The organism is Paraflavitalea devenefica, from assembly GCF_011759375.1.
GTDB lineage: Bacteria > Bacteroidota > Bacteroidia > Chitinophagales > Chitinophagaceae > Paraflavitalea > Paraflavitalea devenefica.
Map to the genome: position 1 here is coordinate 629,332 of NZ_JAARML010000003.1, position 18,913 is coordinate 648,244.

14 protein-coding genes are annotated in these 18,913 nt (G+C 47.4%); 10 read left to right on the forward strand and 4 right to left on the reverse strand.

The window, feature by feature from the left end; translation table 11 throughout:
- Positions 1 to 25: 25 nt before the first annotated feature.
- The 7 genes from HB364_RS20900 (at position 26) to HB364_RS20930 (ending at position 12,163) form a co-directional block, all read left to right on the forward strand.
- On the forward strand, positions 26 to 3,601 hold the full coding sequence (locus HB364_RS20900; protein ID WP_167290264.1) for a SusC/RagA family TonB-linked outer membrane protein: 3,576 nt from the start codon (positions 26 to 28) through the stop codon (positions 3,599 to 3,601).
- A gap of 19 nt (positions 3,602 to 3,620) precedes the next feature.
- Positions 3,621 to 5,138: a RagB/SusD family nutrient uptake outer membrane protein gene (locus tag HB364_RS20905; protein WP_167290265.1), complete on the forward strand. Its 1,518-nt coding sequence runs from the start codon at positions 3,621 to 3,623 to the stop codon at positions 5,136 to 5,138.
- A 29-nt stretch (positions 5,139 to 5,167) separates the two neighbouring features.
- Positions 5,168 to 6,076: a zinc-binding metallopeptidase gene (locus HB364_RS20910; RefSeq protein ID WP_167290266.1), complete on the forward strand. Its 909-nt coding sequence runs from the start codon at positions 5,168 to 5,170 to the stop codon at positions 6,074 to 6,076.
- A 117-nt stretch (positions 6,077 to 6,193) separates the two neighbouring features.
- Complete coding sequence (locus HB364_RS20915; protein WP_167290267.1) at positions 6,194 to 7,114, forward strand: ABC transporter ATP-binding protein; 921 nt, start codon at positions 6,194 to 6,196, stop codon at positions 7,112 to 7,114.
- Positions 7,115 to 7,150: 36 nt separating this feature from the next.
- On the forward strand, positions 7,151 to 9,451 hold the full coding sequence (locus HB364_RS20920) for a Gldg family protein (protein WP_167290268.1): 2,301 nt from the start codon (positions 7,151 to 7,153) through the stop codon (positions 9,449 to 9,451).
- 17 nt (positions 9,452 to 9,468) lie between these two features.
- On the forward strand, positions 9,469 to 10,818 hold the full coding sequence (locus HB364_RS20925) for a MutS-related protein (RefSeq protein ID WP_167290269.1): 1,350 nt from the start codon (positions 9,469 to 9,471) through the stop codon (positions 10,816 to 10,818).
- Between the two features lies 1 nt (position 10,819).
- Complete coding sequence (locus tag HB364_RS20930) at positions 10,820 to 12,163, forward strand: MutS-related protein (protein ID WP_167290270.1); 1,344 nt, start codon at positions 10,820 to 10,822, stop codon at positions 12,161 to 12,163.
- Between the two features lie 96 nt (positions 12,164 to 12,259).
- Here HB364_RS20930 and HB364_RS20935 read toward each other — a convergent pair whose 3' ends face one another.
- On the reverse strand, positions 12,260 to 13,540 hold the full coding sequence (locus HB364_RS20935) for a TCR/Tet family MFS transporter (RefSeq protein WP_167290271.1): 1,281 nt from the start codon (positions 13,538 to 13,540) through the stop codon (positions 12,260 to 12,262).
- 166 nt (positions 13,541 to 13,706) lie between these two features.
- Between HB364_RS20935 and HB364_RS20940 the strand changes: the two genes are divergently transcribed.
- Genes HB364_RS20940 through HB364_RS20950 form a run of 3 tightly spaced genes read left to right on the forward strand, consistent with a single transcriptional unit; the run spans position 13,707 to position 17,273 of the window.
- Positions 13,707 to 15,311 (forward strand): PKD domain-containing protein, encoded by a 1,605-nt coding sequence (locus HB364_RS20940; protein WP_167290272.1) that lies wholly within the window; start codon positions 13,707 to 13,709, stop codon positions 15,309 to 15,311.
- 25 nt (positions 15,312 to 15,336) lie between these two features.
- Positions 15,337 to 15,888, forward strand: a complete 552-nt coding sequence (locus tag HB364_RS20945) for an RNA polymerase sigma factor (protein WP_246228559.1) — start codon at positions 15,337 to 15,339, stop codon at positions 15,886 to 15,888.
- Positions 15,885 to 17,273 carry a PorT family protein gene (locus tag HB364_RS20950; protein ID WP_167290273.1) on the forward strand — a complete coding sequence of 463 codons (1,389 nt, stop codon included), beginning with the start codon at positions 15,885 to 15,887 and terminating at the stop codon, positions 17,271 to 17,273. The genes HB364_RS20945 and HB364_RS20950 overlap by 4 nt, the downstream gene beginning before the upstream one ends.
- A 51-nt stretch (positions 17,274 to 17,324) precedes the next feature.
- Here the strand turns inward: HB364_RS20950 and HB364_RS20955 are convergent, their stop codons facing one another.
- The 3 genes from HB364_RS20955 to HB364_RS20965 are packed head-to-tail and all read right to left on the reverse strand — an operon-like array spanning position 17,325 to position 18,908.
- Positions 17,325 to 17,900 (reverse strand): DUF4256 domain-containing protein, encoded by a 576-nt coding sequence (locus tag HB364_RS20955; protein ID WP_167290274.1) that lies wholly within the window; start codon positions 17,898 to 17,900, stop codon positions 17,325 to 17,327.
- 34 nt (positions 17,901 to 17,934) lie between these two features.
- On the reverse strand, positions 17,935 to 18,513 hold the full coding sequence (locus HB364_RS20960; RefSeq protein WP_167290275.1) for a YdeI/OmpD-associated family protein: 579 nt from the start codon (positions 18,511 to 18,513) through the stop codon (positions 17,935 to 17,937).
- Positions 18,514 to 18,524: 11 nt separating this feature from the next.
- Positions 18,525 to 18,908 carry a DoxX family protein gene (locus tag HB364_RS20965; RefSeq protein ID WP_167290276.1) on the reverse strand — a complete coding sequence of 128 codons (384 nt, stop codon included), beginning with the start codon at positions 18,906 to 18,908 and terminating at the stop codon, positions 18,525 to 18,527.
- Positions 18,909 to 18,913 lie beyond the last annotated feature (5 nt).

Sequence of the window (18,913 nt, forward strand, 5' to 3'; positions counted from 1 at the left end):
GATCAACCAAACTAACATCAACATTATGAACATGCTTATGGTGAAGGTGTTTCGAAGCCTGCTGCTGGCTTCGGGACTACTTGTAATGCTTTCCGCGAAAGCCCAGGACCCTGAGAAACTGGTATCGCTCAATCTGAAGAATGCCCGCCTGTCAGATGCATTCAATGAACTCAGGAAGCAAACTGACCTGGGTTTCTTCTACAGCGTTGATGACCTCAACAAAAACCCGCCTGTTACGATTAATGTCAGCAAAAAGAAGCTGTCTGAAGTGCTCGACCAGTTGCTGGCAGGAACAAACATGCAGTATTCTATCGAAAAGAATACCGTAATTATTAAGCGTAAAGTTCCTGAACGCAACGAAAAACAACCGGCAGATCCTGCTGTTACCGTAAGCGGTGTGGTCACCAATTCCAAAGGAGCGCCATTGGCAGGGGCCAGTGTGGAAGACGTATCCACAAGAAGGTCTACCCTTACAGATGCCGCCGGTAAATATACCATGCTGGTAGGCCGGCGCACTTCCCTGCGGTTTACCTATGTAGGTATGAAATCACTCCAGGTATCTGTTCGTGTGGAAGAAGGCGATACCTATACACACAATGTAAAAATGGAAGAAGTGCCTGCGGAGATGTCGCAGATAGTAGTAACAGGCTACCAGGCTATCCGTAAATCGGAAATGGTGGGATCGGCCAATACGGTCAAGCGGGAAGACCTGCTCTACAACGGTACCAATAGTATTGAACAAATGATACAGGGTAAACTGCCCGGCACGGTGGTTATGAATGCGAATGGATTGGTAGGTACCCGCCAGAGAGTACGGGTACGCGGTACTTCTACTTTATTAAGTAACCAGGAACCGGTATGGGTAGTGGATGGGATCATTCAAACAGACCCGCTTCCTTTCCAGGCTTCCTCCCTGAATGATGTAGGCAATAATTTTGACATGATCCGCAATTTCATTGGTAACTCCATTGCCTGGCTCAATCCAAACGATATTGAAGACGTTACCGTGCTGAAAGATGCTGCCGCCACTGTTCTATATGGAGTGAAGGCGGCCAATGGTGTTATTGTGATCACCACCAAACGGGGAAAGGCAGGCAGTATGTCGGTAAATTACAGTGGTGGTATTGCAATAACAGAAAAGCTGAACTATGACCGGCTGAACCTGATGAATTCAAAGGAACGGATAGCTGTTTCCCGCGAGATCTACGAAAGGCGGATACTCGGTTCGGTGGTAACAGAAGCCGTAGGTTATGAGGAAGTATTAAGGCGTTACCTCGACAAGAAGATCAGCTATGAACAATTTAACAAGGAGGTAAAAGCGCTGGAGACGGTAAACACCGACTGGATTGATCTTTTATACCAGACTCCGCTGAGCCACAACCATACAGTAAGTATTTCCGGCGGTACCGACAAGATCGTCTATTATACTTCTCTTGCTATGAGCCAAAACCTGGGTATAGCAAAGGGAAACGACTCCCGCTCACTGAATGGATCTGTGAGCCTCGATGCAAAATTGTCAAACAAACTCACTGCCGGCGTGCGCTTAAACGCCAACATGATCAAAACAAATGGCTTTTACCAGGTAGATCCTTTTACCTATGCACAGGAAACAAGCCGTGCTATTCCCGCTTATGACGAGCAGGGCAACTGGAAGTTTTACGACAAGGGATACTCCTGGAGCCAGATTATGAATTTCAATATATTGAATGAGCTGGCGGAGACAGGTAATACCAATGATCAACGTAATTTCAATGCCAGCCTCAATGTGAATTATGTTATAAGTCCCACACTCCGATTCGAAAGCTTACTGGGAGCCACCTCCAGCAATGCGGTGGGTGAAGCCTACGCATCAGAACAGAGTTACTATATAGCTATTAAAAGGCGCTATAATTATGGAGAATTTCCGGTAGGGTCCCAGAAATATAAAGAATCACCATTACCGCATGGCGGCGAATTGAATACTTCAGAAGCGCGCACAACTTCGTTCAACTGGAGAAATAGCCTTGCCTGGAATAAACTGGTGGGACGCCACCGGTTGGGCGCATTGGTGGGCCAGGAAATGCGTAGTACGAAAACGAATGGCCTGTCATCAACCGTATTTGGTTATTTTCCTGACCGGGGCCGGAATATTACCCTGCCTCCGCGCCTGGTTGCCAGTGGTTCGAGCTATATAGATAATGCACTGTATAAGGAGATGAAAAATGTGGTGGTAGACCGGGAGGCCAATTTCCTTTCTTACTATGGAAGCCTGACCTATTCATTTGATGAACGTTATGTGGTATCAGGAAGTTTGCGTTCGGATGCCTCTAACCGTTTTGGCCAGGATAAGAAACATCGCTTTTTACCTGTGTGGGCTGGAGGCGTTCGCTGGAATGTGCACAACGAACCCTGGATGGCCAACCAAAGCTGGCTAAGTGAACTGAATGTGCGTGCTTCCTATGGCTGGCAGGGAAACGTAGCGGAGAATGTAGGCCCCGATCTTATTGCTCAGTTACCCAGCGAAATAGTGAATGCTACTACCGGCGAATTTGCACTAAAGATCAAATCGTTAGGCTATGCCGATCTGCGCTGGGAAAAAACAAAAACCATTAACCTTGGTTTTGACCTTGGCATTGCTAAGAACCGTTTTACCCTATCGGTGGAGTATTATAACAAGCGCACAGAAGACATGATCATCTATAAGGAAGTACCCTCGTCTTATGGTATTATCAATATGCCGGTGAATGCCGGTAACATGCAAAACGAGGGTATTGAGCTTACTGTGAGTGGCACCCTGGTGCGCTCCAAAGATTTTGTGTGGAGCATGTCTATGAATACTTCCAAGAACAAGAATTCATTGAACTCCGACCTGCCCCGTAATGACTCCTGGCAGGCAGCAGTGGATGGGAAGCTATACAGGCAGGGATATGCAGTTTCTTCCTTCTGGGTATTTGATTTTAAAGGGTTGGACCCCACCAATGGATTCCCGCTGTTTAACATTCCAACGTTGGCCGAAAATCCAAAAATAGAGAATGACGCTACCGAATACATGAAATATGCCGGAAGGTTTGACCCCGATTTCACGGCCGGCTTTTCCAGCTCCTTCCGTTACAAGTCGCTGATGTTATCTGCTTCCTTTAATGTGGCGCTTGGCGGTAAGCGGTTATTGTACCGGATGTTTGACAGATCAGGATTACCCAGTGCCTACAATAACCTGCCCAAAGAGTTTGTGAACCGGTGGAGAAAGCCGGGCGATGAACAGTTTACCAATATTCCCAGTATCCCGAACATGGTTTGGGATCCCGTGGGATGGGACTATAAAACACCCTGGGTATGGTTGCCCGACTATGATGGATACCTGGAGGTATATGATACCTACAATTATTCGGATGCGCGGGTGGTCAATGCCTCTTTCCTGCGTTGCAATAATATTGCACTTAGCTACAACTTGCCGAACCAGCTCCTGAAGCACATCCATGTAAAAAGTGTAGCAGTAACAGCCGCGGTAAGCAATCCCTTTATCATTGTAAGCAAGGATTATAAAGGCATGGACCCCGAAGTGGCTACAGGCAACCAGCCGATACCGCGCGTGTATTCCATGGGAGTAAATGTAAGTTTCTAACCTGTTTAACCTGATTAACATGCATACAATCTATAAATACATTTTAGGTGCGGCGCTTTTCCTGGGCCTGGGTGGATGCAGCAAATTCCTCGAAGAGAAAAGCCAGGATGAGGTGAAACCAAGCACCGTGAGCGAGCTGCAACAACTGTTGATGGGGGAGGTATACCCGGCAGGTTCCAGCCAAACCAGTTTTCATGCCTACCTCGAGCTGATGACGGATGATGCTACCAGTAATTTCAATACACACAAGGCAGCCCCGGCCAGCTACCAACGGTATGCGGGTGCTTATACCTGGCAGGACAATATGTTCGAAAGCATGGCAGATGCGGATGTGGCGGATGATATAGACACTTATGATCATTATTACCGCCGGATCATGGGTTGTAATGTGGTGCTGGACATGATTGATAAAGTAAGGGGCAATGAGGAGGAGCGGGAAAATGTACGCGGACAGGCCCTGGCGATGAGGAGTTTCTTCTATTTTATGCTGGTGAATTTATTCGCGCAGCCCTACAATGCAGCGGGTGTAGACATTACCACTTCGCCCGGTGTGGAGCTCATACTGTCGCCTGTTGTACATGATGCTTATCCCACCCGGGTATCCATAGCCCGTACCTATGAACAGGTGGAGGCAGACCTCTTGAAAGCTTTGCCTTTGCTGGAGCAATATGGAACGAATAACAGTAAGTACAGGGCAACGGATGTATTTGTAAAGGGATTGCTTTCCCGTATGTACCTGTATATGGAAAAATGGGACAAGGCCGCGCAATATGCCACCCAGGCGCTTGACCGTAATGCCGGCCTGCTGAATCTGGCAAGCATAAAATTCCCAATCTGGAATTATCAGCCGGCCATAGGGGTATACAGCTCCGAGAGCCCCGAAGCCATCTGGATGGGCTACGGAGGATACTATGAGTACAAGAATATACGGCTCGGCCCTTATGGCCCTCCCGTCTATGCTGCTTCACCCGACCTGCGCAGCAAGTATGAATACGATCCCAACAATACGGCTAACCGGGGCGACTTGCGGATGCGTTATTTTTTCTGCTGGGATTACCTCGATGGGGCACAGACCATACTGGATGTTATTACCGGCGACAAGTTTGGCGGATCGTTATACAATCAACCCTCCAAAGGCATGCGGGTAGCGGAAATGTACCTGAACAGGGCTGAAAGCAATATCCAGCTCTATCTCAAGAATGGCGAGGAAACCTTACGGAAAGCTGCCATGGACGACCTGAACCATCTGCGTTCTTTCCGGTACGATACCCGCAATGTAGCCTATGTACCCGTAGATTATAGCGGTACTGCACTGCTTGATTTTTACCGGGATGAGCGCAGGCGGGAGCTAAATTTTGAAGATCATCGCTGGTTCGACCTGCGGCGCTATGGCATGCCCGAAATACGGCACCCGTTCCGTATCTCGGCATCCCAGGCGCCGATGGAGTATGTATTGAAGAAAGGCGACAAGCGCTATGTATTGCCCATTCCCCGCTCCGTGCTGGCAAAGAACCCTGAACTGGTACCCAATCCTTAATTGTATGCTACACGCTTAAACTAATTGATATGAAGATAGCGACCAATCTATTCATCGCTTTATTGCTACTATCCTGCCTCGTGACAGGATGTAAGAAAGAAGGTAAGCTCACGCCTTCCGAAGAGAAGGAAGGCGTGTATGGCGATCATACCTTACCACAGGGTAATCATCCGTACGATGCAGATATCCTGCAACTGTTCCAAAAATATCAAACCCTGTTCCTGTATAAATATGTTCCCCATGACTTGTATTACAACATCAATTATTATCTGGGGGGTGTATACGATCCGGTAAAAGATTCAACTACCAAGCATGGTTATTTTGACGTACCGGCCAAAGAGGCGTATGTAGGTAAGCAACTGGATATGTTAAAAGACATCTGGCTGAAATACTATCCTGATGCCTTATTAAAGCAGGCATTGCCGAAGCAGGTATACCTCTTGGATAGTTTATATTATGCGTATAATGGACCTGGAAAACCGCTTGATAACTGGCCGAGTTTTTTAGATTTCTACCAGGGGCCTGATTATTTTGCTGTGTCTTATGGAGGTACCTACCTGGACAACATCACAGCAGCAGAAAAATATGCGTTGAAGAGCCAACTGCATACGGCCACCCTGATGCTTGCCCGTTTAAAAGGAGCCATTAAACCCACGGCGGCTTTTGCGGCAGTGACCAATTATTCAACACTCGTCTGGAACAATTACTATCCGCAGGGCGCACTTGGTTATTGGCTGTTGGACGCTGGCAAAGACCTGGATCTTTACATGAAAGCCATCGTGTCGAACTCTTATGCGGAACTGACCGCGCCGGGAGGCATATTACATCCGGCGGTGGACACTAAGGGGCTCATCAAAAAGAAGTATGATATGGTAATAGCCTATTTCCAGTCAACATTTGGAATAGACCTCCAGGCCATCGGAAATGCCGGCAAATAATAGGCTGTCAGCCTGAGCTTGTCGAAGGGTGGGTCGCCCTCCAGGGGCGACTCACCCTGACAATCAACTGTACACCGTACTCATGTTAAAAACTAAAAATAAGTTTATCGCGATTGTATGAATGACCCAATTGTAAAAGTAGAAAAGCTGTCCCACCGGTATAGTGTACAATGGGCTATCCGGGATATTGATTTCGAGATCACCAAAAATGGTATTTACGGATTGCTGGGTTCCAACGGAGCTGGTAAGTCTACCACCATGAACATTATGTGTGGTGTATTGAAGCAAACAGCAGGGAATGTGTTTATCAGGGGCATCAACATACGGGACAATCCCGTGGAAGCCAAACGACACATAGGTTTCCTCCCCCAAAAGCCACCACTGCATGTCGATCTCACAGTAGAGGAATACCTGCGTTACTGTGCCCGGCTGCGGCATATCCCCAAACAGGAAATAGAAAAAGCGATCACCGATGTAATGGGCCGTTGTGCCATTACGCATTTCCGGAAACGCCTTATCCGTAATCTATCCGGCGGTTATCAGCAACGGGTGGGCATAGCGCAGGCCATCATTCACAATCCTGAATTTGTGGTGCTGGATGAGCCCACCAATGGCCTGGACCCTAACCAGATCCTGGAGATCCGTAAGCTGGTAAAAGAAATTGCAGAAGAACGCACCATCATCCTGTCTACTCACATTCTGTCTGAAGTGCAGGCTACCTGCGATCATATCCGGATGATCGAACAGGGGCGCGTGGTATTTGCCGGTACCGTGGATGAGTTCGATAACTACATTATTCCGAATACCCTCATCGTTACCATGATCTCCATGCCGCCTGCTGATGAGCTGCGCAGCATACCGGGCATAGCCGGGGTGGAAGAACTGGGCGGGCCAAAATACCGGTTGAAGTTTACTGATGGACAGGATGTGAAGGAACGCATCATTGAAACGAGCGTTGCCCGTGGCTGGCGCCTCACGGAGATCTTTGCCGAGAAGAGTTCGCTCGATGCCATTTTTGCCGAATTGTCGAAGAAATAGATTTTAAAACAGGAAAAGAAAAAGTCTAACACTATAATGAAATCCGTATTTAACATAGCACGTGCAGAACTGCAAACCTTATTCTTCTCACCGGTAGCCTGGCTCATCATTATCATCTTTACGGTGCAAACCAGCATGGGATTTACGACTGCCATGGAAAGCTGGGTAAAATATTTTTTACAGGGATATAAAGCTTCCGGTCTTAGCCTCGATGTATTTGCGAATCCGCAATACGGCTTATACGTAAACGTGCTGAGTTACCTGTACCTGTACATTCCTTTATTAACCATGGGGCTCATGAGCCGGGAGTTTGCCAGTGGGTCAATCAAACTACTATATTCTTCTCCCGTAACCAATACGCAGATCATCCTGGGCAAGTTCCTGTCCATGCTGGTATATGGCCTGCTCCTCGTTATGATCCTGCTGGTCTACGTGTTTACGGCCGGGTATTTCGTGGAGGCTTTTGAGTGGAAAGCGATACTAATGGGTTTATTGGGTGTTTATATGCTCATTTGCGCTTATGCAGCTATCGGTTTGTTTATGTCCAGCCTTACTGCTTACCAGGTGGTAGCAGCCATGGGTACTTTGACCGTGTTGGCGATATTAAACTACATGAGTACACTCTGGCAGGATATTGCCTTTGTGCGTGATCTTACCTATTGGCTATCTATTGCGGGCCGCGCCAGCTCATTCCTGGCTGGTTTATTTGTGAGTGAAGACTTCCTGTATTTCCTTATTGTAATGGTATTATTTCTCATGCTGGCGATCATCCGGTTGCAGGCTGCACGGCAAAAGACCCGTTGGACTGCTTCCTGGGCAAAGTACATGGGAGTAGTAACAATAGCTTTATTGTTAGGGTACATTACCTCCCGCCCAACCTTCATGACTTTTTATGATGCCACTTCCACGAAAATGAATACCCTTACACCCGGCAGTCAGGAAGTGATCAAAAAGCTGAAAGGCGGTCTTACCATCACCTCTTATACCAATATGCTGGATGACAAGAACCTGTGGATTGCGCTCCCGAGATACGTCAATGCGGATCTTACCCGCTTCAGGCAATACGTAAGGTTCAAGCCAGATACTAAAATAAAGTTCGTGTATTACTATGATTCGGTGGATAACCCGGGATTGGCAAAGCGTTACCCCAATATGACCGGTAAGCAGCGTATGGAGAAAATAGCGGAGTACCAGGAAATGAGCAGCAAGCTCGTGATATCGCCCGAAGCCATCAGGAAAGAAATTGACCTCTCGTCAGAAGGCAATACGTTTGTGCGCTCCATTGTACGGGAGAACGGGAAGCAGACCTTCCTTCGGATCTTTGATGATCAGGCCATATTGCCGGGTGAAACAGAGATCACGGCAGCGCTGAAACGATTGACCATGGAAGCACTGCCTAAAGTTGGATTTCTGCGCGGACATGGAGAACGTGATAACCACAGGCAGGGCGACCGGAATTATAACCGTTTTGCACAGGATAAACCTTTCCGCTATTCACTCATTAACCAGGGTTTTGATGTGGCCGATGTAGCATTGGATAAAGAGGTACCGGCAGACGTGAATGTCATGGTCATTGCCGACATGAGAAATGCCTTAATAGATGCCGAAAAAATCAACCTCGATAAATACATCGCCCGCGGAGGTAACTTGCTCATAGCAGGAGAAGCAAGGCGTCAGCAGGCGATGGATGCGTTGATCGCCCCACTGGGCGTACACTTCGCGCCGGGCACGCTGGTAAGTTCCAAAGATGGTTTCCTCCCGGATTTCATTATTTCAAAACCAACCAAAGAAGCTGGCAAACTGATCTATCAATATGATGACATGCGGAAGCGCCACCGCGTGGTTACCATGCCTTCTACAGTGGGACTGGAGTATACAACGGATAAAGGGTTTGCCGTGACGCCGCTTTTCGTATCCGACTCTTCCAGTTGGAATGAAATAGAAACCACCAACTTCATTGATGACACAGTAAAGCTGAACCCGGCAATAGGCGAGGTGCAGAAATCCTACGCCACTGGCTTGGCCCTGTCCCGGAAAGCAGGCAATAAAGTGCAAAAGATCATCATCCTCGGTGATGCAGATTGCATCAGCAATGGAGAGATCAGCATCAGCCGTCAGAATGTAGGGGCAGCCAACTATTCGCTGATCATGGGCGCCTTCTACTGGATGTCGGACAATGAAGTGCCTATTGATGTGCGCAGGCCTGAATTCAAAGACGACAAAACCTCGCTGGATAAACAGGGAATGTTTAACCTGAAAACAACACTGGTATGGGTATTTCCCGGCATATTGTTACTAAGCGCCCTGGTGCTTTGGATCCGCAGAAGGGGAAGATAAATACTAAATGAGCTATCATGAGTTTTATTACAGATAAACAGACGCTGGATGACCTCAATATTTTCGGTAAATCCCGGGGCGGCGCCATCTATAACCTGTTTAACACAACGCAAACCAGGGGCGGGGCGCAGGTGCTGGAAGAAATGTTCCTGTACCCGCTGTCGGATATAGAGAAGATCAACAAGCGGAACGATATCATACAGTATTTCCAGGAAAAAAACATTGCTTTTCCTTTCCGGAATGATGCGTTCGATGCTATTGAATATTACCTGGCGAATACAGATGAGCGTACCATGATTACCGCCGGGGAAGATAGCCTGCAGCGTAAGCTGCGCAATTACATGGGTACGGACACTGACTATGAACTATTGCACAAAGGCATCATCGCTACCATTGAAATATACAACTCGCTGCATGATCTCTTGCGGGAGATCCAGTCAGCCCAGGTACCTGCCGCTTTCCAGGCAGCAGTGAATGAAATGCATGCCTTACTGCAGGATGAGCAATTAGCCTGGATGTGGGGAGAGAAGGGGTGTAAAAAACTAGCCTACGCCAAAGCAGCAAAATATGACCAGGCTTTGCGGTTTGCAGCCAGGGATAAAATAAAAAAGCTATTGTATTACATCTACAACATGGATGTGTATATGGCGGTTGCCGGGGTGGCAGGAGCCCGGGACTTTACATTTGCCAGGGCTTTGGAAGCAAGCAATAACACTTTGCGGATAGAAGGTATGTACCATCCTCAGCTCACCAATCCGGTAGCGAATAATGTACAGGTGGACCGCAATAGCAACATTATCTTCCTCACGGGGGCTAATATGGCCGGTAAGTCTACCTTCATGAAAACGCTGGGCATTACCCTGTTCCTGGCGCACATGGGATTCCCCGTGCCTGCAAAGCACATGGAATTCTCCGTACAACGGGGGCTGTTTTCCACCATCAACCTGGCCGATAACCTCAACATGGGCTATAGCCATTTTTATGCGGAAGTATTACGCCTGAAAAAAGTGGCAGAACAGGTGAACCGTACAGAGAATATAGTGATCATTTTCGACGAGCTGTTCCGGGGCACCAATGTAAAAGATGCGTACGATGCCACCGTGGCGGTGACAGCCGCTTTTGCGGGAAAACGCAATTGCACCTTTATCATCTCTACCCATATCATTGAGGCCGGCGAGGTGTTGGGGCAGCAGTGTAACAACATCAACTTTGTGTACTTCCCCACGGTGATGAAAGGCAGCATGCCGGAGTATACGTACAAGCTCACTACCGGGATTACCAACGATCGCCATGGTATGATGATCATCAACAATGAGAACATCATCGGTATCATCAAAAGCCGCCGGCCTAAACTAAAATCAGTTTGACATGAGTTTTACGGTAGATAAACAGACGCTGGATGACCTGAATATGGCAGGCAGGTACAATGGGACCTCCATCTTCAGCTTGTTTAACCATACGCACACCCGGGGAGGAGAACAATTGCTGGAATCCATGTTCCGGCAACCACTTTCCGATGCGGAAGCGATTAATACCCGCAGCAGTATATTCCAGTACTTCCAGGCCGGCAATATAGCGTTCCCAATAGGGAAGGAGTTGTGTGAAGCCGTGGAGCAGTACAGGAGCGCTGTTGGCGGCAGTAGTGTGGCAGGATCCGCGCTCATACTAGGCCGGAAAAAACTATTGCGTATGATCGGCGCCGACAAGGAATACGATATGATCCATGCAGGCATGCTGTCAATGATTGAGTTCCTGCATGCCCTACATGATTTTTTTACCCAACTGGATACAGGGGAAAACAAGCATCCTTACCTGGCTGCCATCCGGGAAGTAAAGCAGGTGTTGCATAGTGCCGGCCTGCAAAAAGTGCTGGCCGGGCGGGGTGCCACCGAATTGCCGTTCCTGAAAGTAATCCAATATGATCATCTCTTGCGGTATAAGCACCAGCAGGAACTCGACCGGGTAATGCAGTTACTTTATGAAACAGATGTATGCATTACCGTTGCCCGGATTGCCAGAGAGCGCAAATTTACCTATGCCTGGGCCAACCCTTTTGTGGAAGGCGCCAACCGGATTGAAATGATCAATGTGGCCCATCCCCAACTGGCAGGGGCCGTTGCCAATAGTGTCCATACAGATTATGATCGTAACCTGATCTTCCTCACGGGCGCTAACATGGCCGGGAAGTCTACCTTCATGAAATCTTTTGGGATAGCGTTATACCTCGCGCACATGGGGTTTCCTGTTGCGGCAGAGCGTATGACCTTTTCGGTACAGGACGGCCTGTTTACTTCCATCAATGTGCCGGATAACCTCAACATGGGCTATAGCCATTTCTATGCAGAGGTGCTGCGGGTAAAGCAGGTGGCGGAAGCAGTAAGTAGTTCCCAAAACCTGGTCATCATCTTTGATGAGCTGTTCAAAGGAACCAATGTGAAAGATGCTTATGATGCTACCGTGGCCGTTACAGAGGCGTTTGGAGAGAACCGGAATTGCACCTTCATTGTATCTACACACATTGTGGAAGCGGGAGAAGTGTTGCGGGAACGTTGTTCCAATATGCAATTTGTGTATTTCCCCACTATCATGGATAAACAGGTTCCGCGGTATACCTATCAACTACAGGAAGGCATATCTGCCGACCGGCATGGCATGATGATCATTACCAATGAAGGTATTGTAGATATTATAAGCGGAAAAGCCTTAGCATAAATCGCCTCTGATGTAGCACAATGCTGACCCTTTGAATGTAAAGAGGCCGTCCATACGTGACGGCCTTCTTTTTTGAAAAACGAGTTTATCACTATCCTAATGAACAGGTGTGTCTGCCTGGCTGCCCCCATGGGCAAATGCCTCCGATAATTCAGGATGTACTTTCTTTTCCCGGTTCAATACCTTCCAGATAATAACAATGCTGAGCAGCATACATACAGCCCCGATCAAAAAGTGTATGCCCGGGAAATGAAAGGGCGCCTTATTCGTAGTAAAATAAGTAAATGTGCTGTTCATGATCAGGGGGCCAATGATGGTGGTAAGACTCATCAAACTGGTAAGGGCGCCTTGCAGCTCGCCCTGCTGGTTGGCCGGTACGTGAACAGATATAACGGATTGCAGGGAGGGACCGCAAATACCGCCAAGGCAGTAGGGCACCAGGAAAGCAAACATCATCCATCCCTGTGTGGCAAACGCAAACAGGATCAGGCCCAGGGTGTATAACGACAGACCCACATAAATACTCTTTTCATTTCCGAGCTTAGGTACAACCACCCTTGTTAGCCCGGCCTGCACAGCTCCCACCAGTACGCCTACGACTGCCAGTGAAATCCCTACCATCTTTTCAGTCCAGTTAAACCGGTAAATAGTAAAGAAGTTCCAGTTGCCTTGAACAGACTGGCCCCCCAGATAGATCAGGAAAAAGCCAAAGGCCAGGCCACCGATCTCAGGGTGTTTGGTTAAAAATTGCAGGGAACCAAAGGGGTTGGCGCGTTTCCATTCAAAGGGCCGGCGGTTCTCTTTGCTTAATGATTCGGGTAATAAGAAATACCCGTATAAACAGTTCAGCAGGCAAAGGGCGGCGGCAGCATAGAAGGGTGCGCGTATGCCCCAGGTGGCCAGTAAGGCGCCCAGTGCCGGTCCCAGCACAAAGCCCAAACCAAAAGCAGCACCGATCAGGCCAAAATTCTTGGCCCTTGATGTTTCATCCGTACTGATATCTGCAATATAGGCGGTGGCAGTAGTAAAACTGGCGCCTGTAATACCGGCAATCACACGGCCTACAAACAGCCATCCATAAGTGGGCGCCAATGCCAGGATAATATAATCAATGCCAAAACCCAACAGGGAAAACAGTAAAACCGGCCGGCGGCCGTACCGGTCGCTCAGGTTACCGATGACCGGTGCAAATAGAAATTGGGTAATAGCAAAAACCGACAATAAAAGGGCTCCATAAGTACTGGCTTCATTAACCGGTATATGTTTTAACTGGGCAATCAGGTCGGCCATTACAGGAATGATCAATCCCCATCCCATTACGTCAATCAGTAATGTAACGAATATAAAGCCAATAGCGGATTTCCTGGATGTGTGCATAAAGGTTTAAAAATTAAAGCGTAGCAAACATAGGACGATATATTCATAAATACAGGAGGTGATTACGTCATTTTACAGGCGAAATGCGTCTTTATGCCCCAAATTATTTCCCAACCTACCCAACCCCAGGGGGCGCCCGGTGGTATATGCAACAAATTGTGATACTATGCGAAAACTTATACTTATCCTACTACTCGGTCTCTTCCTGCAGGAAGAAATACAGGCCCAATGCAACCCTGCTTTTTATACAAGCATTAATGGGGCTACCATACAATTATACGCTGCCGATTCCAGCCTCTATTTAGCGCATAGCTGGAAATTCGGGGACGGCACCTATGGATGGGGCGCCCATGCAACACATACTTATAATTTGCCGGGCACCTATGTGGTCAAACATTATGTGGTTGACTCATTGAACAATTGCCGTGATTCGGCCCAGCAAACCATCACCATTAGCTTTACGGCAAGCTGCGCCGCTTCCTTCTCTGCGAAAAAAGACTCTATTATCCCCAATCGCTATTATTTCTATTCTACTTCCACCGTGGGGGGAGGAAGCATCCAGTCCTACAAGTGGACCGTGAACGGCGATTCGGTATCCTCCGCACCAACATTCAACCGGTTACTGAACCCGGGCTTCAACCTCGTTTGCCTGGCCATTAAAACGACGGCCGGCTGTACATCATCTACATGCGATAGTATTTATGTTGACACAACAGGCAACTGTAATTGGTCGGCCTTCTTTACCTATACCTACGGTCCTGCGAATGCAGCACAGGTGAGCTTTTCGCCAACCCCATTGATCCCCGGCCTGTCGTATTACTGGAACTTTGGCGATGGCTCTGTTTCATACCTGCAGTCGCCCACACACCTGTACAGTGCCCCCGGCACCTATAGCGTTATCCTGACCATTATAGATTCAGCCGCCGGTTGCTTCGATACCGCGCGTCGCTCTGTCATTATCATACCAAAGCCAGATACCTGCAAGGCTTCCTTTATAGCTATGAAGGACTCTGTTTACCCGAACAAATATTACTTCTATTCCACTTCCACGGGAGGAAGCATCCTGTCCTACAAGTGGACGGTGAACGGCGATTCGGTATCCTCCGCACCGGCATTCAACCAGTTGCTGGACCCGGGCTTCAACCTCGTTTGCCTCATTATTAAAACGGCGGCCGGCTGTAGGTCATCAAAATGCGATAGTATTTATGTTGACACAACAGTCGTTGACACAACAGGCAACTGTAACTGGTCAGCGTCTTTTACTTATACCGTTAATCCTTCACAGCCCAACCAATATGCGTTTACGGCTGTCAGCAGCGACACAGTAGTCATATCATACCACTGGATGATCCAACGATGTGACTCTACCAGTACAGATTCCGTGACGTACAATACTGCCAATCCCGTACACACGTTTACCAGTCCGGGTTGTTATCGGGTATGCTTACATTTGCTCACCCTAAATGGGTGCAGCAAATCTTACTGCGATACGGTGAGTGTAAACTATAGTCCGGCAGCAGGCTTTGTCACTTCCTTTCCCAATCCTGTTCAGGGCGGCCAGGTACAGCTTCGTTTGGACCTTGTACAGTCGGCAAAAGTAAAAATAACCGTAATCAATTCGTTTGGCCATCCGGTGTATACCAACGAAAAAGCTTACGGAACAGGGCAAAGCAGGATCAGTATACCGGTAGACAAACTGCAGCGTGGACTGTACTATATAGATATCCAGTATGGCAACAACCGGAAAAGAAGTGTTTTCCAGAAATTATAAAAAGAGGTGAAAGAAGGATCAGTACTTGCTTAACGAACAGGAGAACATAAACCAGATCATCAGCGGTTGTAAAAACAAAGACCGCAGGGCTCAGGAGTTGCTGTACCGTAACTTTTACAGGGCTATGATGACCATTTGTGTCAGGTATACCCAAAATGAGGCGGACGCAATAGAAGTTTTAAACACTGGATTTTATAAAGTATATGAAAATATTCATGCATATGACGCCCGGAAGGCAACACTCTATACCTGGATTCGGACAATAGTGATCAATAGCTGCCTCAATTTTATTAAGGCAAGAAATTCAAAGTCAGCATGGAAAGAATTGGATCAGGCGGCAGGTGTACACTTGCCGCCTGATGTATTTGCAAAAATGTCTTCCGCGGATATATTACGGTTGGTGCGACAGTTGCCTCCGGCAACCCAGGCAGTTTTCAACCTGTATGTAATGGAGGGATTCAGTCATAAGGAGATCGCCCAGATGCTGGGTATCAGCGATGGTACCAGTAAATGGCACCTGAGTGAGGCCAGAAAGACATTGCAAAACCTGATTACCAAAGAGGAACAAGGTACATGAGCGAAAGATTACCATACGAACAACAATTGCAGCAGCAATGGACCGACATCCCCTTGCCGGATGAAAATGCGGCATGGGATGACATGGCCAGGAGGCTGAAAGAAGACGATGACGACAAGGCCATTGTCTTCTGGTGGCGTCCCGGCTGCGGGTTGCTGGGCGTGTTGTTGGTAATACTCGGTCTGGGATGGTGGATACTAAGGCCCGAAAAGCAGTTCCTGCATAATGGCGGTGATACCGGGCAACAGGTTACCACAAAAATGGATCAGAAAAAGTCCGCTAGAAGTAAGCACGATAACAAACCGTCTGATCAATCAGGTGGAAAAAACAATTTGGATCACAACAACAAACCGGAGACCCACACGAATGAAGACCATCCTGTTATAGATTCAATGGAAAGAGCAACGAAAGCCAGGGACAGGAGAAAAATAGATAAACAGGCTAACCCGGAAATCCGCAGTGTGAGCAAGAGCAAAAAAGGCAACCTCCCTAAAAAGAGAACCCAAAAGAATAACACCTGGAGAGGAGAGGACACAGATACGGCCAGTATGGATGTTATCAAACAGGATACACCAATTGTCACAAAAGCATTCGATACAGTCAATAGAGCCGACACTCCTGTAGACGTTCCACTAAAGAAGGATTCCGTCAAAAAATCCCGTCCTCCTGCTGCCGCAAAGAAAGAGCCGCCGGCAACGGATAGCAGCAATAAGAACAAACTGTTCTTTTCAACCGGCCTGTCCCTGCAACAGCAATTACCCATGGGCGGTCAAAAAGCCACGCCTTACAGTTCGACGGGCCGGAAGGGCTCCCTGGCGGATTATATACCATCTGTATTTGTAAGACTGAATAAAAAAGACAAATGGTTTTTACAGGCCGAATTCAAGTATGGCGCACCACAGTATTCGAAAGAATTTACCTACCACCAGGCCAGCATCATCGATACGGGTTCCAATCCCCGTTATGTAACCAATTCAACCGCCCGGTTAAAGAAAACCTTCTATCACCAGCTTCCCCTCACATTCAATTACTATGTATCGCCCAATTGGTCAGTTGGCGGGGGAGTGATCTGGAATAAATTCTATGCAGCCTTGTCAGACCAGGAAATCATTAAGCACGACAACACGAATCAGACCAATACGGTTGTTTTTAAAGGGCTGGTAAGCATTAAAGAGGATACCTCGGGCACCTTTGCCAGCTCCTATTTTCAGGCAGTCATTGAATCTCAATACAAGTGGAAGCGATTTTCCATCGGAGCGCGGTACGCATTCGGACTGCAGCCTTATATACGATTTACATTGCCAGGTATTGGTACTAAAGAAGAAAAGAATAGTTCCATGCAGCTCTTTTTAAGGTTTGAGCTGTGGAGGTCCAAACAAGAATAAACCAGCTGTGATGACAGCAGATGATCTCTCTCTTCATTGTTTGTACAAAGTTCAGACCCTGAGCGAGCCACGGAATGCCCTGGCGCCATAGTAAGAGTCTGCACCATTGTGGTATACGAAGACATGGTCGTAGCGGCGATCACAAAAGAGGGCGCCGCCGAGTTCTCTGATAGCAGCAGGAGTTTGTACCCAGCTTGATGTTTTCGTATCGAACGCTCCAAGTTGCTGCAGCTCCCGGTATTGTTCTTCCGTTAAAAGCTCAATGCCCATCTCGGCTGCCATATCTATAGCGCTATTTTTCGGTTTATGTTCTTTCCTTGACTCCAATGCCTCACCGTCGTAACAAATACTTCTGCGGCCTTTAGGACTTTCCGCGGAACAATCACAGAAAATGTATTCGCCCGTCTTTTTATCATAACCAATAACATCCGGTTCACCGCCGGTTATTTCCATTTCATCGAGCGACCACAGTTTTTTAGGATTAGCTTCCAGCTTTGCCTGTACTTTATCCCATTCAAGGCCTTTATGGCGCACCTTGTTTTTATCAAAACGGGCTTTCAATACTTTGAGTAGTTCTTCACGTTGTTCCCGTGACAACTCCTTTTTATTGCTTTTAGTGTTGCTCATGCTTTACTATTTATTTCTATGGAGGTAGAATTTACTAATCTTCTAATCCCTTTCCATTGAGAATTTTAGGCAAATATTTTTCCACCCTTGATTCCCGGGTTTTGGATTGTTTGGCTGCTGAAAAATAAAAAATGTAGGCTCTTTGACGCCCTGGCGTCAATGCCTCAAAGGCAGTTTTCAGGGCGCGGTTCTTATCTAATTTCTTTTGAAATTCTGCAGGGATCCTGTATTCTGCAGTCGTTTTAAGTTTCACTTTCAAACCGGCTCTTTCCACCTCAATGGCTTCATAAATATAGGCCTTCAGGACAGATACTTTTTCAACTATTTCCCGCACACTGGTGAACCGGATCTGGCGTGCCGACTGAACGTTCTTCGTTTGCTGGACCAGGATACCGTTGGGATCATTTAACAGGGCTCCTTTAAAAAACAGCAGCGCACAGTATTCTTTAAACACATGTATTAAGACGATGTTCCTATCCTCAAATGTGTAACAGGGGCAACCCCACTTCAATTCTTCGTTCAGTCCGCAGGCGAGCGTGATGGTTCTCAGCTTTTCCAACTCTTTTTGCCATTTATTGTCTTTACTGAAGTAAAAATCAACTTTGGGATTCATTGCTGTTCATTTTATTGATTAACCAAAACGATTTTTCTACTCACCGGCCTGAAATACCACGATACCGCAGTCAGGACCAACAACAGCACCGGGGGCAGTATTTCACTGATGGCACTGCCTGATGCAATGTGCGAAAAGATAGCTCCCGACATGGTAAAGAAAAAGCCGGCATATGCCCATTCCTTCAGTAAAGGGAATTTAGGGATCAGCACTATTACAACGCCCACTATTTTAGAGATACCCAGTATAGTTAGGAAATAGGCAGGATATCCCAAATTTATAATAAAATCCGTTTCAGATTTCACTTTTAAAAGCTGTACCATGCCAGTTGACAGCATGCCCAGGGCAAGCCAGATGGTGGCAATCCAATAGATGATTTTATTTCTCTTTGTCATGACGT